Origin of the sequence: Microbacterium oxydans, assembly GCF_900095745.1 — a bacterium.
GTDB classification, from domain to species: Bacteria; Actinomycetota; Actinomycetes; order Actinomycetales; family Microbacteriaceae; genus Microbacterium; species Microbacterium oxydans_B.
Genome location: NZ_FMIR01000017.1, coordinates 445027 through 465883 on the forward strand (window position 1 = coordinate 445027; position 20857 = coordinate 465883).

The 20857-nt window shown below is 70.2% G+C and carries 18 protein-coding genes and 1 riboswitch; of the genes, 10 read left to right on the top strand and 8 right to left on the bottom strand.

Features of this window, described 5'->3' with window-relative positions:
- Position 1: 1 nt before the first annotated feature.
- Positions 2 to 796 carry an AraC family transcriptional regulator gene (locus BQ2383_RS12470; protein ID WP_091034326.1) on the bottom strand — a complete coding sequence of 265 codons (795 nt, stop codon included), beginning with the start codon at positions 794 to 796 and terminating at the stop codon, positions 2 to 4.
- Between the two features lie 87 nt (positions 797 to 883).
- On the opposite strand from BQ2383_RS12470, the gene BQ2383_RS12475 reads away from it, so the two are divergent.
- On the top strand, positions 884 to 1426 hold the full coding sequence (locus BQ2383_RS12475) for a VOC family protein (RefSeq protein WP_091034329.1): 543 nt from the start codon (positions 884 to 886) through the stop codon (positions 1424 to 1426).
- Here the strand turns inward: BQ2383_RS12475 and BQ2383_RS12480 are convergent.
- From BQ2383_RS12480 to nhaA, 4 genes are all read right to left on the bottom strand, one after another.
- Complete coding sequence (locus tag BQ2383_RS12480) at positions 1395 to 2201, bottom strand: SGNH/GDSL hydrolase family protein (RefSeq protein WP_091034331.1); 807 nt, start codon at positions 2199 to 2201, stop codon at positions 1395 to 1397. The genes BQ2383_RS12475 and BQ2383_RS12480 overlap by 32 nt on opposite strands.
- Positions 2202 to 2265: 64 nt before the next feature.
- Positions 2266 to 3516 (bottom strand): histidine--tRNA ligase, encoded by a 1251-nt coding sequence (hisS, locus tag BQ2383_RS12485; RefSeq protein WP_205828960.1) that lies wholly within the window; start codon positions 3514 to 3516, stop codon positions 2266 to 2268.
- A gap of 64 nt (positions 3517 to 3580) precedes the next feature.
- A complete protein-coding gene (locus tag BQ2383_RS12490) occupies positions 3581 to 4186 on the bottom strand; it encodes a MazG family protein (RefSeq protein WP_205828959.1) in 606 nt (201 codons plus the stop codon).
- 101 nt (positions 4187 to 4287) lie between these two features.
- Positions 4288 to 5457 (bottom strand): Na+/H+ antiporter NhaA, encoded by a 1170-nt coding sequence (gene nhaA, locus BQ2383_RS12495; RefSeq protein ID WP_091034339.1) that lies wholly within the window; start codon positions 5455 to 5457, stop codon positions 4288 to 4290.
- Positions 5458 to 5528: 71 nt separating this feature from the next.
- Here nhaA and BQ2383_RS12500 point away from each other — a divergent pair, with 71 nt between their 5' ends.
- Positions 5529 to 8261 (top strand): phosphoenolpyruvate carboxylase, encoded by a 2733-nt coding sequence (locus BQ2383_RS12500; protein WP_432206341.1) that lies wholly within the window; start codon positions 5529 to 5531, stop codon positions 8259 to 8261.
- A gap of 133 nt (positions 8262 to 8394) precedes the next feature.
- Entirely contained in the window at positions 8395 to 9765 is a 1371-nt protein-coding gene (gene gdhA, locus BQ2383_RS12505; RefSeq protein ID WP_091034345.1) for an NADP-specific glutamate dehydrogenase, read from the top strand.
- A gap of 111 nt (positions 9766 to 9876) precedes the next feature.
- Here the strand turns inward: gdhA and BQ2383_RS12510 are convergent, their stop codons facing one another.
- Entirely contained in the window at positions 9877 to 10473 is a 597-nt protein-coding gene (locus BQ2383_RS12510; protein ID WP_091034362.1) for a gamma carbonic anhydrase family protein, read from the bottom strand.
- A gap of 46 nt (positions 10474 to 10519) precedes the next feature.
- Complete coding sequence (gene mfd / locus BQ2383_RS12515) at positions 10520 to 14107, bottom strand: transcription-repair coupling factor (protein WP_091034364.1); 3588 nt, start codon at positions 14105 to 14107, stop codon at positions 10520 to 10522.
- A gap of 79 nt (positions 14108 to 14186) precedes the next feature.
- On the opposite strand from mfd, the gene BQ2383_RS12520 reads away from it, so the two are divergent.
- The 7 genes from BQ2383_RS12520 (at position 14187) to BQ2383_RS12550 (ending at position 19789) form a co-directional block, all read left to right on the top strand.
- Positions 14187 to 14750, top strand: coding sequence for a GNAT family N-acetyltransferase (locus BQ2383_RS12520; RefSeq protein ID WP_091034366.1), 564 nt, complete (start codon positions 14187 to 14189; stop codon positions 14748 to 14750).
- A 51-nt stretch (positions 14751 to 14801) separates the two neighbouring features.
- On the top strand, positions 14802 to 15665 hold the full coding sequence (locus BQ2383_RS12525) for an Fpg/Nei family DNA glycosylase (protein WP_091034369.1): 864 nt from the start codon (positions 14802 to 14804) through the stop codon (positions 15663 to 15665).
- 77 nt (positions 15666 to 15742) lie between these two features.
- Positions 15743 to 15887, top strand: a riboswitch (FMN riboswitch).
- A gap of 63 nt (positions 15888 to 15950) precedes the next feature.
- On the top strand, positions 15951 to 17000 hold the full coding sequence (gene ribD / locus BQ2383_RS12530) for a bifunctional diaminohydroxyphosphoribosylaminopyrimidine deaminase/5-amino-6-(5-phosphoribosylamino)uracil reductase RibD (RefSeq protein ID WP_091034370.1): 1050 nt from the start codon (positions 15951 to 15953) through the stop codon (positions 16998 to 17000).
- The gene (locus BQ2383_RS12535) at positions 17000 to 17629 is read left to right on the top strand and encodes a riboflavin synthase (protein ID WP_091034373.1); all 630 of its coding nucleotides are present in this window, start codon (positions 17000 to 17002) and stop codon (positions 17627 to 17629) included. Before ribD ends, BQ2383_RS12535 begins: the two co-directional genes overlap by 1 nt.
- The gene (gene ribA, locus BQ2383_RS12540; RefSeq protein WP_091034375.1) at positions 17626 to 18894 is read left to right on the top strand and encodes a GTP cyclohydrolase II; all 1269 of its coding nucleotides are present in this window, start codon (positions 17626 to 17628) and stop codon (positions 18892 to 18894) included. Before BQ2383_RS12535 ends, ribA begins: the two co-directional genes overlap by 4 nt.
- Positions 18891 to 19364, top strand: a complete 474-nt coding sequence (gene ribH, locus BQ2383_RS12545) for a 6,7-dimethyl-8-ribityllumazine synthase (RefSeq protein WP_029263007.1) — start codon at positions 18891 to 18893, stop codon at positions 19362 to 19364. The genes ribA and ribH overlap by 4 nt, the downstream gene beginning before the upstream one ends.
- A gap of 71 nt (positions 19365 to 19435) precedes the next feature.
- Positions 19436 to 19789: a hypothetical protein gene (locus BQ2383_RS12550; protein ID WP_029263008.1), complete on the top strand. Its 354-nt coding sequence runs from the start codon at positions 19436 to 19438 to the stop codon at positions 19787 to 19789.
- Between the two features lie 4 nt (positions 19790 to 19793).
- Here the strand turns inward: BQ2383_RS12550 and BQ2383_RS12555 are convergent, their stop codons facing one another.
- Positions 19794 to 20780: a LacI family DNA-binding transcriptional regulator gene (locus BQ2383_RS12555; protein WP_091034378.1), complete on the bottom strand. Its 987-nt coding sequence runs from the start codon at positions 20778 to 20780 to the stop codon at positions 19794 to 19796.
- Between the last annotated feature and the right edge of the window lie 77 nt (positions 20781 to 20857).

Sequence of the window (20857 nt, forward strand, 5' to 3'; positions counted from 1 at the left end):
GTCAGCGGCTCGACTCGGAACGGTACGCGCGCGGAGCGAGGCCGAGGACCGCCTGGAAGTCGCGGGTGAGATGGGCGTGATCCGCGTACCCGAGATCGGCGGCGATCGACGCGAGATCGGTATCCGGCTGCTCCCGCACGCGCACGGCTGCCTCCTGCAGTCGCCGTCGCCGGATCATCGCGGCGGGCGAGAGCCCGACGTGGCGATGGGTCATCCGCTGCAGGGTTCGCACCGACACCGCGAGGCGCGTGGCCGCCTCTTCGGGAGTGAGAGCGGCATCGTCGCCCATCAGCACGTCCATGAGCGCGTTGGCCTGACGCGCGGGATCGCCCACCGGGCCGACGCGTTCCCCGAGCCACCGGGCGAAGATCGCGACCGCCTGCTCGCGGTGCCCGTCTCCGGAACCCATCGCCGCCGCCACGGCACGGTGCAGCTCCGCGACATCCGCCGTCGGCCCACCCAGGACTCGCTCGCCGTCGACCAGTGCGGTGGGGGCATCGATCAGGGCGGCGACAGCGGCGGGGCGCAGCAGGGCGCCCACCGCCCAGCCTCTCCCCCGGAGATCACGGTGGGACACCCGCGTCGTGGCGCCCGACAGCATCACGGCATCCGCATCGACGACGAGGTTGAGCGCCGGATAGGCGACGATCTCCTGGCGCGAAGAACGGCCGGGCTCGATGTCCCACTCCGGAATCCAGAACCACGCGACCAGCTCTGTCACCGCGGCCGGCGCGGGAAGGCGGTGGAACTCGGGCAAGCGAGCGGGGTACAGCACGCCACGGGTCGGGTTCACCATGCGCCCAGCGTAGGCTCCCGCCCCGACTTCGGGAGGTTGTCGCGGATGTTCAAGTTGCGGGCCGTGCCCCCGGCCTAACGTGGCGGCATGAGCAACGACATCCCCACGACAGACGCCCCCACGACCGGTGCCACCGGGACGTACACGACCGACGGGCGCCCGAACAGCGCGACCTCACTCACGCCGTTCCTGGCGATCCCCGACGCGAAGAAAGCGATCGAGTTCTACCGCGACGTCTTCGGCGCCAGAGTCATCGACGTGACGGAGTTCGGCGGCGTGGTCGCCCATGCCGACCTCGACTTCGGACTCGGCATCCTGCAGCTCGGCGAGCCGAACCCGGAGTACCACCTCGTCCGCTCGCCCGAGGGCGACGACGACTGCTACTCGATGGGCCTCTACGTCTCAGACGTCGATTCGGTCGTGGCGAAAGCCGTCGAGGCCGGAGCTACGGTGCGCGAAGCACCGGCGCCGTTCGTCTCGGGCGACCGGTTCGCGAGCATCCGCGACCCGTTCGGCGTGCGCTGGTCGGTGATGACCCGTGTCGAGGACATCTCCGACGAGGAGAGCAGCCGCCGGGTGGCCGAGTGGGCCGCGTCCTTCAGCGCGGCCCCGAGCGACGGCGCGAGCTGAGGGCCACCTCCGCGGCACGGCACACCGCAGGCAGCAGCGCCTCAGCGGTGCGCCGGTAGCCCAGAGCGCTCGGGTGGAAGCGGTCGAGACTGAACATCGCCTCCGGCTCGTCGAAGAACATCGGCCCCACCGCACGGCGCAGATCGACCGGCTCGCCTCCCGCCCGTCGCGCCGTCTCGTCTTGGATCTCGGCGAGACGGCGCGACAGGCTCGACGCGATGCGGCGGAGCGGCTGCGGAACCGCACGCAACGCCCCGAGATCGGGGCAGGTGCCGACGACGACCTCGGTATCGGTCTCCCGCAGCTGCCCGATCGCCTCGTGCAGATGCTGTGCGGAGAGCGCCACCGGAAGCCGGTGGGTCACATCATTGCCGCCCACGACGATCACCGCCACGTGCGGACGGTAGCCGGCGGGGAGCGTGTCGAGCTGCGCCGGGAGGTCGGGCGACTCCGCCCCCACCACCGCGGCAGTGCGCAGCCGCACCGGTCGGTGCATCCGCTGACCGACGCCCTTCGCGAGCCGCCCTCCGAGTGTCTCCTTGCGATGCTCGACGCCGAGGCCCGCGGCGATCGAGTCGCCGAGCACCAGCAGGTCGAGCGGCTCGCCGTCGAGCGCGCGACGCCAGACGCGGTCGGCATCGACGGACTCCTCCCCCAGCGGCTTCCCGATCCGCTTCCGCGCGATGGCAGCCTGCTGCGCGAGGGCAAAACGGATCGCGGCCAGCACCGCCGCGAGGGCGAGAGACACGATGGCGAGGGTGCGGATGCGGCTCACGCCCCGATTCCACCGCGCCGGTGTGAACGCGGCGTGAACGCGACGCGAGCGTCCGAACCTCGCGTCAGGAGAGCGGCTTGACCTCGAGGTCGCCGGCGCCCGCGGACACGGTCGCGAAGGCCGTGTAGCCGTCGGCCGCCGAGCGCTCGAGCAGCGCCTTGACGTTCTTCGTGCGTCGCTCGAGCCGAACCCGGGCCCCGCCCGCGATGAGCGTGGCTTTGTGGCGGACGAGCTCGTGCACCGGCACGTCGGCATCGTGGATCAGCACGACCGCCTGCGCGGCGGCATCGGCCTCATCGGCGATCAGATCGACGAGCCGCTCGAAGCCCAACGAGAACCCGACCGCGGGGACCTGCTGTCCGAGGAAGCGACCGATCATGCCGTCGTAGCGCCCGCCGCCGCCGAGTGAGTACCCGACGGACGGGTGCGCGAGCTCGAAGATCGTTCCGGTGTAGTACCCCATGCCGCGCACGAGGAACGGGTCGAAGACGAGCGGGATGTCGGACTGACCACGCCCCGCAGCCACCGCCTCGCCGATGCCGACCAGGTGCTCGATCAGCTCGGCCGGGGCGCCGTCGGGCAGGGCCTTGCGGATCTGACGCTCGCCGAACGGGTGGTACTCCATCGTCTGCGGGCGCCGCAGGAAGGCATCGAAGGCATCGGCGGCGGCCGTCGAGGCGCTGCGCTCGTGCAGCTCGGCGGCGACCCCCTCCGGAGCGATCTTGTCGAGCTTGTCGATCGTGATGAGCACGCCGGGACGCTCCTCGGCGGTGAAACCGAAGCTGTCCAGCATCCAGTCCAGCACGCGGCGGTCGTTGATCCGCACCGTCGCACCCTCGAGGCCCAGGGCGTCGACCACGTCGAGCGAGGCGACCATCAACTCGGCCTCGGCACGAGACGAGTCGTCTCCCATGATGTCGATGTCGCACTGCACGAACTGCCGGTAGCGGCCCTTCTGAGGGCGCTCCGCACGCCAGACCGGGCCGATCTGGATCGAGCGGAAGACGGTGGGGAGCTGGCCGCGGTTGCTCGCGTAGAAACGTGCGAGCGGGACGGTGAGGTCGTAACGGAGGCCCAGGTCCGAGAGGGCAGCAGGGTCTTCGGCGGCCGCGCGGATCGCGTCGGCGTCGAGCCCACGCCGCAGGATGTTGTACGAGAGCTTCTCGTTGTCGCCGCCGATCCCGGCATGCAGCCGGTCGTAGTCCTCGACCACGGGCGTCTCGATCTCGTCGAATCCGTGCGCGAGGTAGCGCTCGCGGATGACGGAGAGCACGCGCTCACGGCGGGCCTTGTCGGCGGGGAGGATGTCGCGCATGCCGCGCGGCGGGTTCACAGTAGCCACGAGTCCATCTTCCCAGGTCGGGCACCCCGACCGTGCGTCAGGAGCCGGCCTCGGCCGCCCGGACGTCGTCTTCGAGCGCGCGGAGCCGCTCGCGCAGTGCGCGTTCCGCGTCCCACCCCTCGGCGCGGGCCGTCGCCACGAGCGCGAGCAGCGCATCGCCGAGCTCGGCTTCGGATGCCGGGGGCACTGCCGTCGAAACCGGTGCGACTGTCACACCGACACCGGCCGCGCGACCGACGAGCTTCTGCGCGAGCGCGAGTGCCGGCATCCCCCGTGGCACTCCGTCGAGCACGCTGCTGCGGGTGCGCTTCTCGGCAGCCTTGGCCGCGTTCCAGTGCACCAGGACCTGCTCGGGCGTCTCGGCGATCTCTCCGGCGAAGACGTGCGGATGCCGCCGCACCATCTTCTCGGTCAGGGTGCGTGCCACGTCGTCGATGTCGAACGGGTCCTCCGGATCCTGCGCCGCGATCGCCGCGTGGAAGAGCACCTGCCAGAGCAGGTCTCCGAGCTCTTCACGCAGGTCGTCGCGTGTGCCGGCCTCGACCGCGTCGATCACCTCGTGCGACTCCTCGATCAGGTACGGCACGAGGTCGCGGTGCGTGATCTGCTGCGACCACACGCAGCGGTCGCGGACCGCGTGCATGGTGTCGGCGGCGGTGCGGAGCGGGTCGGCGCCGTCTGCCTGAGGCTCGGGTCGTGCGCTCACGCGTGCTCCTTCTGGTCGGTGCGGATCCGGCTCCGCGCTCACGAAGAGGCGGATGCGACCCGACGGTACCAGCGCGCACGCAGCGACACGATGAATGCGGAGAGCACCAGGGCGATCAGCGAGCCGACGAGCACACCGAGGATGGCCTGGTCGCGGATGCCGCCGTCGCTCGCGAAGGCGAGGTTGGCCAGGAGGAGCGAGACCGTGAAGCCGATACCGCCGAGCGCACCGGCCGCGAGGATGTCGGCGAACGGCAGCGCAGGATCTGCGCCCTTCGGACGGATGCGCATCGCGATCCAGCCGAACAGCGAGATGCCGATGATCTTGCCGACGGGCAGCGCCACCACGATCGCCCAGAACGCGGGTGACAGCTGCGTGATCGACACCGCCGGGATCACGACGAACGCCGCGACGAAGGCGAAGACGGGGAGGATCACGCCGTTCACGGTCGGCTCCAGCGCGTGCCGCGTGCGGCCCGCGGGGACCGGCGACATGACCAGCCCGAGCAGCACCCCGGCGATCGTCGCATGGATGCCGGAGGAGGCGACGAGACCCCAGGTGATGACACCCACCACGACCATGGCGACCGCGATGAGCGGGTGCCCCTTCGCGTGCAGGACACGGCTGAGCGCCCAGAACACGGCGACACCCACGACCGCGAGGCCCAGCAGCAACCACTGCACGTCGTCGGCGAAGAGCACCGCGATGAAGATGATGCCGATGATGTCGTCGAGGATCGCCAGGGCGAGGAGGAACACCCGAACGCGCGAGGGCAGCCCCTTGCCGAACATGGCCAGCACCCCGAGAGCGAAGGCGATGTCGGTCGCCGTCGGGATCGGCCAGCCCGACGCGGTGGAGCTGTCACCACCCGCGATCAGCAGATACACGGCGATCGGGACGAGCACTCCGCCGGCCGCGGCGATCGCGGGCTGCAGAGCCTTGCGCGGCGAATCGAGCTCGCCGTGCGTGAGTTCGTGACGCAGCTCGATGGCCACGACGAGGAAGAAGATCGCGAGGAGGCCGTCGGACACCCAATGCGAGATCGACAGATCGAGCGCGGTGCCCGGCACCGCGATGTGGAAGTCGAGGAAAGCCGCCAACCCGTCGTGCGTGGGCAGGTTCGCGAGCAGCAGGCCGAGGCCGGCGGCGACGAGAAGGAGGACGGCGGGGAACTGCTGACCGCGGAGGGGGTTCGCTGAGATGCGCATCCCCTCCATCGTAGGTCGCCGGGATATCGCCGCGCCCGCGGTCTCGCTGCGTCGCTCCGGCGCCGGGCGTCATGCGTGCAGGACACCCCCACCGCCCGGGATACTCTCGAAGGGTGACCCCCGCACACTCTTTCTCCGAGCCCACGAACACCGAGGCGATCCGCGTGATCGGCCGATTCGAAGCCAGTAGCGGCACGCCGGATGCGATGCGCACCGATGTCAGGATGCTCGGGCAGCTGCTCGGGCAGGTGCTGCGCGAAGCCGGCGGCGACGATCTCTTCGAAGACGTCGAGCGTCTGCGGCTCGCCACGATCCAGGCGTATGACCAGGAGACGCCCGATGCGTTCGAGCGTGCCGCGGCGATCGCCGAGTCGTTCACCATCGCCAGGGCCGACGAGGTCGCCCGGGCCTTCACCTGCTACTTCCACCTCGTGAACCTGGCCGAGGAGCACCAGCGCGTGCGCGTGCTGCGCGAGCGCGCCGGACAGCCGGGACGCGAGGATGCCGCCGACACCGTCGCGACCGCCTACGCACGACTGCGCAGCGAGGTCGGCGACGAGGAAGCCCGCCGCCGCCTGGACGGCCTCCGCTTCCACCCGGTCTTCACCGCCCACCCGACCGAGGCCCGCCGCCGTGCCGTCTCCTCGAGCATCCGTCGCCTGTCCGAACTGCTGACCCAGCACGATGCGGCGAGCGCCGGCGGATCCGAGGAGCACCGTGCCCGCCGCCGGATGCTGGAGGAGATCGACACCCTCTGGCGCACCGCGCCGCTGCGGTCGCAGAAGCCCTCCCCGACCGACGAGGTCCGCACCGTGATGGGCGTGTTCGACGAGACGCTGTTCACGACCGTGCCGCACGTGTACCGCCGCATCGACGACGCTCTCCGTGGCGAGGAATCCGGCTCCAGTGCTCCTGTGGTGCCCGCGTTCGTCCGCATCGGCTCCTGGGTCGGTGGCGACCGCGACGGCAACCCGTTCGTCACGGCATCCGTCACCCGCGAGGCCTCGCAGATCGCGGCCGACCACGTCCTTCGCGGACTGGAGCGCGCGCTCGACCGCATCGGCCGGACCCTCACGCTGTCTGCGGACGACACCCCGCCGAGCACCGAGGTCGTCGCCGTGTGGGAGCGATTCGCCGCGGCAGAGCCGGATCTCGCCGCCGAACTCGCGGCCCGCTCCCCCGATGAGCCCCACCGCCGCGTGCTGCTCGTCCTGTCCCGACGAGTCGCCGCGACCCGCCACGGTGACTCGGCCCAGGGCTACTCGCGTCCCGAGGAGCTACTCGCGGATCTGCGGGCCGTGCAGTCCTCGCTCGCGGCTGCCGGCGCGAAGCGTCATGCGTTCGGCGGCGTGCAGCATCTGATCTGGCAGGTCGAGACGTACGGCTTCCACCTGACCGAGCTCGAGGTGCGTCAGCACTCGCAGGTGCACGCGAAGGCCCTGGCGGAGCTCGACGCGGGCGAGGCCATCAGCGCCCAGACCGAGGAGGTGCTGGAGGTGTTCCGCGCGATCGCGGACATCCAGCGCGACCGCGGCCTGCGGGCTGCCGGACGCTACGTCGTCTCGTTCACCCAGGCCGCCTCCGACCTCGCAGGCGTGCACCGTCTCGCCCGGTACGCGCTCGGCGACGACGCACCGGTGCTCGACGTGGTGCCGCTGTTCGAGACGTTCGCCGACCTTCAGGCAGCGCCCGGAATCCTGGCCGAGGCCGTGACCTTCCCGGAGTTCCGCGAGCGAATGGCCGCCACCGGCAACCGCCTCGAGGTCATGCTCGGATACTCGGACTCATCGAAGGATGTCGGCCCCGTCGCCGCGAACCTCGCCCTGTACGAGGCGCAGGAGAAGATCGCGCGCTGGGCGCAGGAGTCCGAGATCGAGCTGACGCTCTTCCACGGTCGCGGTGGCGCCCTCGGGCGTGGTGGCGGGCCCGCCAACTCCGCGATCCTCGCGCAGCCGCCGCACTCGGTCGACGGCCGCTTCAAGCTCACCGAGCAGGGCGAGGTCATCTTCGCGCGCTACGGCGAGCCGGCCATCGCGATGCGGCACATCGACCAGGTCGCCGCCGCCACACTGCTCGCGTCGTCTCCCACCGAGGAGGAACGCACCAGCCGCGCGGCCGAGCGCTACGCCGAGGTCGCCTCGGTGATGGATGCCGCCTCCCGCGAACGCTTCTTCTCGCTCGTGAAGGCCGAGGGGTTCGCGCCCTGGTTCGCCACGGTCACTCCGATGGAGGAGATCGGTCTGCTCGCGCTCGGCTCGCGGCCCGCGCGTCGCGGACTGTCCGTCGAGTCCCTCGAGGATCTGCGGGCCATCCCGTGGGTGTTCGCGTGGACGCAGGCGCGCATCAACCTCGCCGGCTGGTTCGGTCTCGGCACCGCCCTGGACGCCGTCGGCGATGAGGAGCTGCTCATCGAGGCGTACCGCGAGTGGCCGCTGCTTCGCACCATGATCGACAACGTCGCGATGAGCCTCGCCAAGACCGACGAGCGCATCGCCCGGCAGTACCTCGCCCTGGGCGACCGCGATGACCTGGCACAGCTCGTGCTCGACGAACTCGCGGTCACGCGGCGCTGGGTGATCCGCCTCACCGGCGGCGAGCGCCTGCTCGAGAACAAGCCTGTTCTCCAGCGCGCCGTGCAGCTGCGCAGCCCCTACGTCGACGCTCTCTCGCTGCTGCAGCTGCGTGCCCTGCGCGCGCTGCGCTCGGCCGAGGGGCCCACCGGGTCCGGCGCCGATGCCGAACAACAGCGCCTGCTTCTGCTCTCGGTCAGCGGCGTCGCCGCCGGCCTTCAGAACACCGGGTGACCGATATACCGTCTGGCCGGGTGCGCGATCCGCATTCGGCCGGCCGCTAGAGTGAAACCTCCGCCGACACCGGCGATGCCTCACGCGACACGATCGCCTGCACCACAATCCCCCATCAGAAAGCCTCTTCCGCGTGACCGCAACGACTCCCGCCGACTTCCATCCGCTCGCCGCCTCCGTGCAGCCCGTGTTCGACACGGTACTGTCCCGCAGCCCGTACGAGCCGGAGTTCCACCAGGCCGTCCACGAGGTGCTGCACTCGATCGCCCCCGTCCTGGAGCGACGCCCGGAGTACGTCGACGGCGGCATCCTCGAGCGGCTCGTCGAACCCGAGCGGCAGATCCTCTTCCGCGTGCCGTGGATCGACGACGCCGGCAAGCTGCAGGTCAACCGCGGCTACCGCATCCAGTTCTCGTCGGTGCTCGGCCCGTACAAGGGCGGACTGCGCTTCCACCCCTCGGTGAACCTCTCGATCATCAAGTTCCTCGGCTTCGAGCAGATCTTCAAGAACGCGCTCACCGGTCAGGGCATCGGCGGCGGCAAGGGCGGGTCCGACTTCGACCCGCACGGCAAGTCCGACGCCGAGGTCATGCGCTTCTGCCAGTCGTTCATGAACGAGCTGTACCGCCACCTCGGCGAGCACACCGACGTCCCCGCGGGCGACATCGGCGTCGGCGGCCGCGAGATCGGCTACCTCTTCGGCCAGTACCGCAAGGTCACCAACCGTCACGAGTCGGGCATGTTCACCGGCAAGGGCACGGGCTGGGGCGGTGCCGAGGTGCGCACCGAGGCGACCGGCTACGGCGCGGTGTTCTTCGCGCAGGAGATGCTCGCCGTGCACAACGACTCCCTCACCGGCAAGCGCGTCGGCATCTCGGGCTCGGGCAACGTCGCCATCTACGCGATCCAGAAGGCCACCCAGCTCGGCGCGACCGCCGTCACGGCATCCGACTCGTCCGGCTACGTCGTCGACGACGCCGGTATCGACGTCGACCTGCTCCGTCAGCTGAAGGAGGTCGAGCGCGCCCGGATCGTCGAGTACGCCAACCGTCGGCCCAGCGCCCGCTTCGTCGAGGGCGGCAGCGTCTGGGAGGTCCCGGTCGACATCGCCGTCCCCTCCGCCACGCAGAACGAGGTCAGCCTCGCCGATGCCGAGGCACTGATCGCCAACGGCGTGCGCGCCGTCTCCGAGGGCGCGAACATGCCGTGCGTGCCCGACGCCGTCGAGGCCTTCCAGAAGGCCGGCGTGCTGTTCGCTCCCGGCAAGGCTGCGAACGCCGGCGGTGTCGCGACCTCGGCCCTCGAGATGAGCCAGAACGCCTCGCGTCAGCGCTGGACCTTCTCCGACAGCGAGAACAAGCTGCGCGAGATCATGGCCGACATCCACGACGCCGCTTTCGACGCGGCAGAGCGTCACGACGTCGGCGGCGACTACGTGGCCGGAGCCAACATCGCCGGCTTCGAGCGCGTCGCCGCCGCGATGCTCGCCCAGGGCGTCATCTGATCCGAGTTCGCACCTCGCGCGCGGCGAGACTTCGCAGAACGACACGAACGTCGCAGGAATCCCGGGATTCCTGCGACGTTCGTGCTGTTCTGCGAGTTTCGGACCGCGGAGTCAGACCTCGCGGTCGTGGGCGTGGCGGGCCAGCGAACTGCCGTAGCGCTCGGTGAGCTGCACCATCAGGTCGGGGGTGTCTCGGTCGACACCGAACACATGACCGGGGAAGTCGAGCTCGGGCTGCGCCGCGGCGATCTCCTCATCCCGGTCCGGCGAGAGCAGCTGCACCGGATCACCGACGGCCACCCACCCGATCGGGACCACTGTGCCCTCGGGAAGCACGGCGCGGCGGTGCACGATCGCGTTGACCCGCACCTCGCAGCGCGCCCCCACGAGTGCGCCGTTGAAGACGCGGGCGCCGGATGCGAAGAAGACCTCCTCGCCCACCGTCGCGCCGGCGATGCTCGCCAGCGTCCCGATCAGCGTGTGCGCACCGATGTGGACCGCATTGGCCGCGGTGGCGCGGATCAGCGCGTTCTCCATCACGATCACGTTCTCGCCGAGGGTGATCGGCCCGCCCTCGGCCGTGATGACGGCGCCATGCAGCACCTGGCAGCCCGGCCCCACCTCCACGTCGCCGGAGACGACGGCGGTGGGGGCGATGACGGCGGTGTCATGGATGCGGGGGCGAGCCCCGAGGTGCTCGTACAACATGCGGCCAGACTAGTCCCGCCGCAGCCGTGAAAGCAGCCGCCGCACGTTACTCGGCTTTGGCGGGCTCCGGGAAGATGGCAGTGAACAGCTGCTCGACCCATTCGAGGAGCTGAGTGTCGGGCAACGGCTCGAGCCCCACACCTACAGCGGCGGGAACCGTGGGCATCGGGACGACCAGCGCCTCTCCCCCGGCCACGAGCTTCGCCTTCGGGTACAGCCGCTGCAGCCGCACCTTGATCGAGTCCTCGAGCCGCGCCGGCGCGATGCGCAGGTTCGAACCCATCACGACCACATCCGTCAATCCGGCGCGCGCAGCCCGACGACGCAGCCGCGAGATCGCCAGAAGCCCCTCGACCTCTTCGGGAGGCGTGCCGTAGCGGTCGACGAGTTCTTCGATCACGAGGTCGATGGCGCCGTCCTTCGCCGTGGCCGCCGAGGCCGCCGACAGCTTCTGATACGCCTCGAGGCGCAGTCGCTCGCTGTCGATGTAGTACTCGGGGATCCGGGCATCGAGCGGCAGTTCGAGCCGCAGCTCCTGCCCCGTCTCGACCTCGTCGCCGCGGAACGTCGCCACCGCCTCGCCGATCATGCGCAGATACAGGTCGAAGCCGACGCCGGCGATGTGTCCGGCCTGCTCGGCGCCGAGCATGTTGCCCGCGCCGCGGAGCTCGAGGTCCTTCAGCGCGACCTGCATGCCCGAGCCGAGCTCGTTGTTGACCGCGATGGTCTGCAGGCGGTCGGCGGCGGTCTCGGAGAGCGGCTTCATCTCGTCGTAGAGGAAGTACGCGTACGCCCGCTCGCGCCCTCGCCCGACGCGGCCGCGGAGCTGGTGCAGCTGGCTGAGGCCGTATTTGTCGGCGCGGTCGATGATGATCGTGTTCGCGTTCGAGATGTCGAGGCCGGTCTCGATGATGGTGGTCGAGACGAGCACGTCGAACTTGCGCTCCCAGAAGTCGTCGACGACCTGTTCGAGCTGGTGTTCGCCCAGCTGCCCGTGGGCGACGGCGATGCGCGCCTCGGGAACGAGTTCCGCCAGCTGCGCCGCGACGCGCTGGATGGACTGCACGCGGTTGTGCACGAAGAAGATCTGGCCCTCGCGCAGGATCTCGCGCCGGATGGCCGCGGCGATCTGCTTGTCGCTGCGGGGTCCGACGAACGAGAGGATCGGATGCCGGTCCTCCGGAGGTGTCGCGAGCGTGGACATCTCCCGGATGCCCGTGACCGCCATCTCCAGCGTGCGCGGGATCGGGGTGGCGCTCATGGCGAGGATGTCGACGTTGGTCTTCAGCTTCTTCAGCGCGTCTTTGTGCTCGACGCCGAACCGCTGCTCCTCGTCGATGATCATCAGACCGAGGTCCTTGAAGATGACCCCCTCCGTCAGGATGCGGTGGGTGCCGATGATCATGTCGACGGAGCCCTCCAGCAGCCCCTGGAGAGTGAGCCTGACCTCCTTGTCGGTCTGGAAGCGCGACAGCGCGCGCACCTTCACCGGGAAACCGGCGAAGCGCTCGGTGAACGTCTCCATGTGCTGCTTGACCAGGAGCGTCGTCGGCACGAGCATCGCGACCTGCTTGCCGTCTTGGATCGCCTTGAACGCCGCGCGCACGGCGACCTCGGTCTTGCCGAAGCCGACGTCGCCCGAGAGCAGCCGGTCCATCGGGATCGGCCGCTCCATGTCGGCTTTGATCTCGTCGATCGTCTGCAGCTGGTCCAGCGTCTCGGCGAACGGGAAGGCCTCTTCGAGTTCGCGCTGCCAGGGCGTGTCCGGGCCGAAAGCATGGCCCTTGGCGCTCATGCGTGCGGAGTACAGCTTCACGAGCTCGACCGCGATGTCGCGCACGGCCTTGCGAGCCTTGCCCTTGGCCTGCGACCAGTCGCTGCCGCCCATCTTCGAGAGGGTCGGGGCCTCACCGCCGACGTACTTCGAGAGGGAGTCGAGCTGATCCGTGGGGACGTACAGCTTGTCGCCGGGGTAGCCGCGCTTGGAGGGGGCGTATTCGAGGATGAGATAGTCGCGCACGGACTTGGTCGCGTTGCGACCACCGGTGGACACCTCGCGCTGCGTCATCTCGACGAACCGCCCGATGCCGTGGGTGGCGTGCACCACGAAGTCGCCCTGCTTCAGCTGCAGCGGGTCGACGACGTTCTTGCGACGGGAGGCGAGCTTCTTGACGACCCGCTGGTCGCCACCGATCGTGCGTCCGTAGAACTCGTTGTCGGTGAGGACGGCGAGCTTCGCCTCCGGCACCTGGAATCCGGCTTCGACCGACCCCGTGACCAGCGTCGCGACACCGGCCTCCGGCGCATCCGTGAGACTCTCGACGACGCGAGCCGCGAGGCCGCGGTCGGACAGCACATCACGTGCACGATCGACCAGACCACTGCCGGCCGCGATCACCACCACGCGCCAGCCGTCGGTGACCTTGGCCTCGACGAACGAGATGGCCCCGTCGACGTTGCCGTGGAACGACGGGATGATGGCGGCGCCGAGGGTGGCGGCATCCGCATCGGAGGCCGCATCGCCGTCGCCGACGCTGATGCCGAAGGGGCTCAGCTGCCACCAGACGCCACCCCGGTCGCGCACGCCCTCGCGCAGTTCGGCGATCGTGAGGAAGTCGCCGGCACCGAGATCGATGGGCGCCGACGCACCGGACGTGGCCGCGCTCCAGGCGGCATCGAGGAACTCGCGGTTCGTGTCGCCCAGAGTGATCGCGCGCGCGGTGGAGCGGTCGGGATCGACGACGGCGGTCGCCGCCCCCGCCGGCAGATACTCGGCCAGAGACTTCAGCGGTCCCGCGACCGCGGGCAGGAGCGATTCCATGCCCTCGACCGGGATGCCCTCGGCCATCTTCTCGAGCATCCCCCGGATCGCCGGGAAGCCCTCGATCAGGCCACGCGCGCGATCGCGGACGTCGGCGGTCAGCAGCAGCTCGCGGCTGGGCGGAAGGTCGACGCCGGGAACGTCACCCGGGAGCGAGCGCTGATCGGCGACGGAGAAGGCGCGGATCTGGTCGATCTCGTCGCCGAAGAACTCGACGCGGAACGGGTGCTCCGAGACCGGAGGGAAGACGTCGAGGATGCCCCCGCGCACGGCGAACTCGCCGCGACGCGACACCATGTCGACGCGGGAGTATGCCCGCTCCACGAGCTGCTCGACGACGCGGTCGAGATCGTTGCCCCTGCTGCCGACGGCGAGCTCGAGCGGCGCGATCTCCCCGAGGTTGCCCGCGATCGGCTGGAGCGCAGCCCGCACGGACGCGACGACCACGAGCGGATGGTCACCGGTCCACTCGGCGATGCGGCGCAGCGTCTGCAGGCGCTGGCCGACCGTGTCGACGCTGGGGCTCAGGCGCTCGTGCGGCAGCGTCTCCCAGGCCGGGAACGTCAGGATGTCGGCTGTGGGCAGGTAGGCGTGCATCGCCAGCGCCAGGCTCTCGGCACGCCGCCCGGTGGGGACGACGGCGAGGAGCGCAGGGGGGTGCCCCGTCGCAGCGCGCTTCTCCAGCAGACCGGCGAGCGCCGGCGCATCGAGCCCGTCGACCAGGCCGAGGTCGGCATCGGTGTGCGCCCACTGCAGGGCGTCACGGTACAGAGACGCCTCTTCCAAGGCGCGCAGAATCCCCGGAACAGTCACCGGATAAGACTAGTCGCGCCCACGGACACTCCGGCCCGCCCGCTCGTCCAGAGGGCGCCGACCTCAATAGGCTGTCGGGATGGAATCCGTCGCCCTGACCACCGAACGTCTCGTCCTGCATGCACCGACGGAGGCGGACATCGATGCGATCACGCAGGCGTGCCAGGATCCGGAGATCGCGCGCTGGACGACGGTTCCGAGCCCCTACAACCGCGAGGATGCGGAGCACTTCGTGCGTCTCGTCGCGGGGTCGTGGGTCGACGGCTCGGAGGCGGTCTGGGGTATGTACGCCGACGACGAGCTCGTGGGCATGATCGGTCTGCACGGTATCGCCGATCACTTTACGGGCGGGAGCGCAGAACTCGGGTACTGGGTGACCCCGGCCGCCCGGGGCAAGGGCCATCTCGCGGAAGCTGCCCGCGCCGTGATCGATTGGGGTTTCACCGAGCTCGGGCTCGTCCGCCTCCGCTGGCAGGCCGTGGCCGGGAACGTCCCTTCCGCCCGCGCCGCCCGCGCGCTCGGCTTCCGCTACGAGGGTCTGCAGCGGCAGGCGCTCACGAGTCCGCGCGGTCGTGACGACGGGTGGATCGCCGGCCTGCTGCCTGATGACGACCGCACGCCGGTGGACTGGCCGATCCTCTGAGACGCACGCCCACCGGGTGACAGTGTCGGCGGCCGATGACAGGATGAACGCATGCCGGAGATGCCGGAAGTCCAAGGCCTGACCACGTTCCTCGCCGACCGCGCCGTGGGGCGCACGATCACGCGCGCCAGCGTCGCGGCGATCGCCGCGCTGAAGACCTACGATCCGCCCATCACCGCGTTGCAGGGCGCGACGATCACGGCCGCCGTCCGGCTCGGAAAGTTCGTGGTGCTGTCGTGCGGCGACGAGCTGCATCTCGTGTTCCACCTCGCGAAGGCCGGGTGGCTGCGCTGGTATGAGACGCTGCCGACGACGCTCATCAAACCCGGCAAGTCGCCGATCGCTCTGCGCGTCGCGCTCGATGACGACAGCGGTTTCGACCTGACCGAGGCCGGAACGAAGAAGTCGCTCGCGGTGTACGTGGTCCGTGATCCGCAGGAGGTGCCGGGCATCGCGCGGCTCGGCCCCGACCCGCTCGACCCCGCCTTCGACCGCGGCACGTTCGCTGCGCTGCTGGAAGACCGGCGGATGCAGATCAAGGGACTGCTGCGCGACCAGGCGGTGATCGCGGGGATCGGCAACGCGTACTCCGACGAGATCCTGCACGCCGCCCGGATGTCGCCGTACGCGATCGCGGGAAAGCTCGACGATGCCGAGATCGACCGCCTGTACGAAGCGATGCGCGAGACGCTCACCGAGGCGGTCGCCGAGGCATCGGGCAAACCGCCCGCCGACCTCAAAGACGCCAAGCGACGGGGGATGCAGGTGCATGCGCGTCGCGGCGAGGCATGCCCCGTCTGCGGTGACACCGTCCGCAGCGTGTTCTTCGCCGACCGCTCCCTCGAGTACTGCCCCACGTGCCAGACCGGCGGCAAGGTGCTCGCCGACCGTCGTCTCTCTCGACTGTTGAAGTGACCTCGCCCTTCCGGGCCCTCCCGGTCCATGTCTCGGAATGAAATGCGCGCAGATGCGTTGAGTACACTCAGAACAACAACGTGCTCCGGGGTCGGTGGGAATCCGAACCGGCGGTGACAGTCCGCGAGCGTCTCGAGAGATCGGGATGCCGATCCGGTGAAATTCCGGGACCGACGGTGATGCGAGGGAGACCTCGCTAGTCCGGAAGGGAGGCAGCACGAGACGCATCCGTGCGTCCGTTCCGCCATCCCTGTCTGACCCCGGAGCCTCAGAGGAGGACGACGGATGGCAGTGAACGCGGCAGAGCGCAGCGCGATGGATCGCGCGCTCCAGCTCGCCACGCGCGGACCGCGCGGGGCGAACCCGCAGGTCGGCGCGGTCATCCTCTCCCCCGATGGCACGGTCCTCGCCGAGGGCTGGCATCAGGGAGCCGGGACACCGCACGCCGAGGTCGACGCGCTCTCGAAGCTCGCACCCGGCGACGCCCGCGGCGCCACTGCCGTCGTGACGCTCGAGCCCTGCAATCACACCGGACGCACCGGGCCCTGCGCCGTCGCGCTGATCGAGGCAGGGGTCGCCAGAGTCGTGTACGCCCTCGACGATCCCGGCGCCGAATCAGGAGGCGGAGCGGAGCGCCTGCGCGCCGCCGGCGTCGACGTCGACTCGGGTGAGCAGGCGGATGCCGCGCATGCCCTGATCGACGGCTGGCTGACGGCACAACGCCTGGGACGCCCGCACATCACGGTCAAGTGGGCGCAGAGCCTCGACGGTCGCGCCGCTGCCGCCGACGGCTCGAGCCAGTGGATCACGGGACCGGCCGCTCGGGCCGACGTGCACCACCGCCGCGCGGAGGCCGACGCGATCGTCGTCGGCACCGGCACCGTGCTCGCCGACGACCCGGCTCTCACCGCCCGCGACGGCGACGCTCTGCTGCCGCACCAGCCCGTCCCGGTCGTCATCGGTTCGCGCCCGACGCCGACGGACGCCGCCGTGCACCGTCATCCGCACTCCCCACTCTTCTACGACACCCACGATCTGCACGCGGTGACCGCCGATCTGCACGCGCGTGGCATCCAGCGCGTCTTCGTCGAGGGTGGGCCGACCCTGGCCAGCGCCTTCATCCAGGCGGGCCTAGCCGACCGGGTGCTCGCCTACATCGCGCCGGTGCTGCTCGGCGGCGACAAGCTCGCCCTCGGCGACATCGGCGTCGCATCGATCGACCATGCGCGCCGCCTCACGATCGACGAATGGGTCCCCCTCGGACCCGATCTGCTCGCCGTCGCACGCCCCGCAGCACCGACAGACCCTCAGAACCAGAACGAAGGAGCCGCCTGATGTTCACCGGAATCATCGAGGAGATGGGCGAGATCACCGCGATCGCGCCCGCGGGCGACGGCTGGCGCCTGACCGTGCGCGCCCCCCGCGCGGCAGCGGATGCCGTGCACGGCGAGTCCATCGCCGTCTCGGGCGTGTGCCTCACGGTCGTCGGCTCGACTGCCGACACCTTCGACACCGACGTGATGAAGCAGACGCTCGACGTCGCCGCGATCGGCTCGGCGACGGTCGGCACCCGCGTCAACATCGAGAAGGCCATGCCTGTCGGTGCACGACTGGGCGGACACATCGTGCAGGGTCATGTCGACGGAGTCGGCGACGTGCTCGAGGTGCGACCCGGTGCCCAGTGGAGCGTGCTGCGCATCAGCCTGCCGACTGACCTCGCCCCGCTCGTGGTCGACAAGGGCTCCATCTCGGTCGACGGAACGTCACTGACCGTGAGTGCCGTCAGCGAGCCCGCCGACCCCTCCCCGTGGTTCGAGGTCTCGCTGATCCCGGAGACCCTCGCCGCGACCACCCTCGGCAGCCGAGCGGTCGGCGACCGTGTGAACCTCGAGACCGACATCCTCGCCCGTCACGTCGAGCGCCTGCTCGCGTTCCGCGCCGCACCGGAAGGAGGCTCGCGATGAGCCTTTCCACCATCGCCGAGGCCCTGGAGGCGCTGCGCGCCGGGCGCCCCGTGCTCGTCGCTGACGACGAGAATCGCGAGAACGAGGGCGACGTGATCCTGTCGGCTGAGCTGGCCACGCCCGAATGGGTGGCGTGGACGGTGCGCTGGTCGTCCGGCTTCATCTGCGCGCCGATGCCGACCGACCTCGCCGACCATCTGAACCTGCCGCCGATGGTGGCCGCCAGCGAAGACGCCCGCTCCACCGCCTACACGGTGAGTGTGGACGCGGCCGAGGGCGTCACCACCGGCATCAGCGCCCACGACCGCGCGCACACGCTGAACGTGCTGGCGAACCCGGGATCGACGGCGACCAGCATCATCCGTCCGGGCCACGTCCTGCCGCTGCGCGCCGTCGACGGCGGCGTGCGCGAGCGCAGCGGTCACACCGAGGCCGCCGTCGAGCTGATGAAGCTCGCGGGCCTGCGGCCGGTCGGTGCGATCGCCGAGGTGGTCGCCGAAGACGGCAGCATGATGCGTCTCCCCGGCCTGATCGACCTCGGAGCGCGCGACGGCGTGCCGGTCATCACGATCGAGCAGCTCATCGCGCACCTCAACGAGATCGATCCCGAAGGCGCCACTCCCTCGGCGCATCGCGGGCGCCGCGTGAGCCTGCGCGCTGACGCCACGGTGCCGACGACCCACGGGGTCTTCCGGTTCCTCGCCTACAAGGACCGGGTGACGGGGACCGACCACATCGCCGTCGTCTCGGGCGAGCTCGGCGAGACGGCCCTCGTGCGCGTGCACTCGGAGTGCCTGACCGGCGAGGCGTTCGGCTCGCTGAAGTGCGAGTGCGGACCGCAACTGGACTCGGCGCTCGATGCGATCGAGAAGCAGGGCGGCGTCGTCATCTACATGCGCGGGCACGAGGGACGCGGCATCGGCCTCATCAACAAGCTGCGGGCCTACAGCCTGCAGGAAGAGGGCCTCGACACGGTCGACGCGAACCTCGCCCTCGGGCTGCCGGCTGACGCACGCGACTACGCCGCGGCAGCGGGCATCCTCGCCGATCTGGGCGTGTCGAAGGTGCGGCTGCTGACGAACAACACCGACAAGGTGGAACAGCTGCGCGAGCTGGGACTCGACGTCATCGAGCAGGTCCCCCTGATCGTGGGCGTCGGACCGAACAACCATCAGTACCTGGAGACCAAGCGTGACCGGATGGGTCACATCATCGGCGAAGCGGAACTCGCAGAGGCGCTCGCCCACGGGAAGGACGAGAAATGAGCGGCGCAGGAGCACCCGAGACCGGCGACATCGATGGACGCGGTCTGAACGTCGTGATCGTCGCCGGCACCTGGCACGAGACCATCTCGAACGGCCTGATCGCCGGCGCGGAGCGCGTGCTGAATGAGGCGCAGGCCTCGCACCGCCTCGTGCGGGTGCCCGGCTCGTTCGAGCTCGCTCTCGCCGCGCAGGCCGCCTTCGCCGGCGGCGCCGACGCGGTCGTCGCACTCGGCGTCATCATCCGCGGCGGCACCCCGCACTTCGAGTACGTGTCGGCGGCGACCACCGACGGCCTCACCCGCGTCGCGCTCGATGCCGGCAAGCCGGTCGGGTTCGGCGTGCTGACCCTCGATGACGAGCAGCAGGGCCTCGACCGCGCGGGCCTCGAAGGCTCCAAGGAGGACAAGGGTGCCGAGGCGGCGGACGCCGCACTGCGCACCGCACTTGTCGTCCGGGAGCTGCGCGGCTGAGTCGGGCCCGACTGCGCAGGTCAGCCTGACCTTGCTAGCGCAGACCGACCTCCACCTCCTACGGTGAGGGCATGGAGACCCTGCGCCACATCGTGCTGTTCGTCCACCTCATCGGCTTCGCCGTGCTCTTCGGGGCGTGGGCGGTCCAGGCGTTCGGCGGCAAGCGCGAGTTCACTCGTCTGATGAACATCGGCATGGCGATCGCCGCGGTCGCCGGCCTCGCTCTCGCCGCCCCCTGGGGAATCTCGTACGAGCTCAACTACGTCAAGATCGGCGTCAAGCTCGTGATCCTGCTCGTCATCGGTGCGCTGCTCGGAATCGGCCTGGGCCGTCAGCGCCGCGGAGCAGCCATCCCGCCGGCGGTGTTCTGGCTCGTCGGCATCCTCACCGCCGCCAACGCCGCCATCGCCGCGATCTGGCGCTGAGCGCTCAGCGCCTCCGCGGCGCCGCCGTGCTCTCGCGCACGATCAGCTCGGTGCTCACGAGCGGCGTCTGCTGACGTCCGGTGCCGTCGAGCTCGGCGAGCAGTGCGTCCACCGCGAGGGCCCCGACCCGCTCCGGATACTGCTGCACGGTCGTCAGCGGCGGCCACAGCTGCGCGGCATCCGGCAATCCGTCGAATCCGACGAGGCTCACATCTCCCGGCACCTCGCGTCCGGCCTCCCGGAACGCGCGGAGCACGCCGATCGCCATCTGGTCGTTCGCCGCGAACACCGCGGTGACGCCGTCGATCTCACGGAGCCGGAGACCCGCCACGTACCCCGAGGCGGCCGACCAGTCGCCCTGCAACGGTTCCGGCACCGGGCGTCGGTGCTTCTCGAGCGTCTCCCGCCAGGCATCGCGACGCCGTTCCGCGGAGTACGAGCGCGCGGGACCGGTGACGTGCCACACCGTGTCGTGTCCGAGTTCGAGCAGATGCTCGGTCGCCAGCCGCGCACCCTGCGCCTGGTCGGTGTCGACGAACGGAAGCGTCTCGCCGCGATTGGAGTCGACGAACACCACGGGCAGGGCATCGGGGATCTCGATGTCGGCCTCGTCGAGCTGGTGTGCCTCGATCACGATGATGATGCCGTCGACCGCGTGCTCCTCCAGGCGCCGGAACGCACCGGCCACGGTCTCGCCGGCACTCGACTCCACGGGGATGAGGGTGAGCGCGTAGCCGAGCTGGGCGGCGCGCACCGCGATCGCGTCGAGCGTGCGCTGGTTGCCGTAGGAGCTGAACGAGAACATCACGACGCCGATGGTGCGGAATCGCCCTGATCGCAGCGCGCGGGCGGCACTGTTGGGTCGGTAGCCGAGGCTCTGCATGGCGGCCTCGACGCGCTCGCGGGTGGTGGCGCCGACGTATCCCCTGGCGTTCACGACGCGAGAGACCGTCTGTCCGGAGACGCCCGCCTCACGGGCGACGTCTTCCATCGAAGGCTCACGACGACGTGCCGACGTCTCTGTCGGTTGCTCTGGGGTCACGATCACCCATCCCCTCATATGTTGAC

What these genes read in the sequence shown, in the direction of transcription:
- hisS (WP_205828960.1), bottom strand. Translation starts at nt 3,516, where the DNA reads ATGCGCGACATCCTCCCCGCCGACAAGGCCCGCCGTGAGCGCGTGCTC.
- BQ2383_RS12470 (WP_091034326.1), bottom strand. Translation starts at nt 796, where the DNA reads ATGGTGAACCCGACCCGTGGCGTGCTGTACCCCGCTCGCTTGCCCGAG.
- BQ2383_RS12555 (WP_091034378.1), bottom strand. Translation starts at nt 20,780, where the DNA reads ATGGAAGACGTCGCCCGTGAGGCGGGCGTCTCCGGACAGACGGTCTCT.
- BQ2383_RS12475 (WP_091034329.1), top strand. Translation starts at nt 884, where the DNA reads ATGAGCAACGACATCCCCACGACAGACGCCCCCACGACCGGTGCCACC.
- BQ2383_RS12500 (WP_432206341.1), top strand. Translation starts at nt 5,529, where the DNA reads ATGCGTGCAGGACACCCCCACCGCCCGGGATACTCTCGAAGGGTGACC.
- BQ2383_RS12525 (WP_091034369.1), top strand. Translation starts at nt 14,802, where the DNA reads ATGCCGGAGATGCCGGAAGTCCAAGGCCTGACCACGTTCCTCGCCGAC.
- BQ2383_RS12550 (WP_029263008.1), top strand. Translation starts at nt 19,436, where the DNA reads ATGGAGACCCTGCGCCACATCGTGCTGTTCGTCCACCTCATCGGCTTC.
- BQ2383_RS12535 (WP_091034373.1), top strand. Translation starts at nt 17,000, where the DNA reads ATGTTCACCGGAATCATCGAGGAGATGGGCGAGATCACCGCGATCGCG.
- ribD (WP_091034370.1), top strand. Translation starts at nt 15,951, where the DNA reads ATGGCAGTGAACGCGGCAGAGCGCAGCGCGATGGATCGCGCGCTCCAG.
- nhaA (WP_091034339.1), bottom strand. Translation starts at nt 5,457, where the DNA reads ATGCGCATCTCAGCGAACCCCCTCCGCGGTCAGCAGTTCCCCGCCGTC.
- BQ2383_RS12510 (WP_091034362.1), bottom strand. Translation starts at nt 10,473, where the DNA reads ATGTTGTACGAGCACCTCGGGGCTCGCCCCCGCATCCATGACACCGCC.
- BQ2383_RS12490 (WP_205828959.1), bottom strand. Translation starts at nt 4,186, where the DNA reads ATGCACGCGGTCCGCGACCGCTGCGTGTGGTCGCAGCAGATCACGCAC.
- ribA (WP_091034375.1), top strand. Translation starts at nt 17,626, where the DNA reads ATGAGCCTTTCCACCATCGCCGAGGCCCTGGAGGCGCTGCGCGCCGGG.
- BQ2383_RS12520 (WP_091034366.1), top strand. Translation starts at nt 14,187, where the DNA reads ATGGAATCCGTCGCCCTGACCACCGAACGTCTCGTCCTGCATGCACCG.
- ribH (WP_029263007.1), top strand. Translation starts at nt 18,891, where the DNA reads ATGAGCGGCGCAGGAGCACCCGAGACCGGCGACATCGATGGACGCGGT.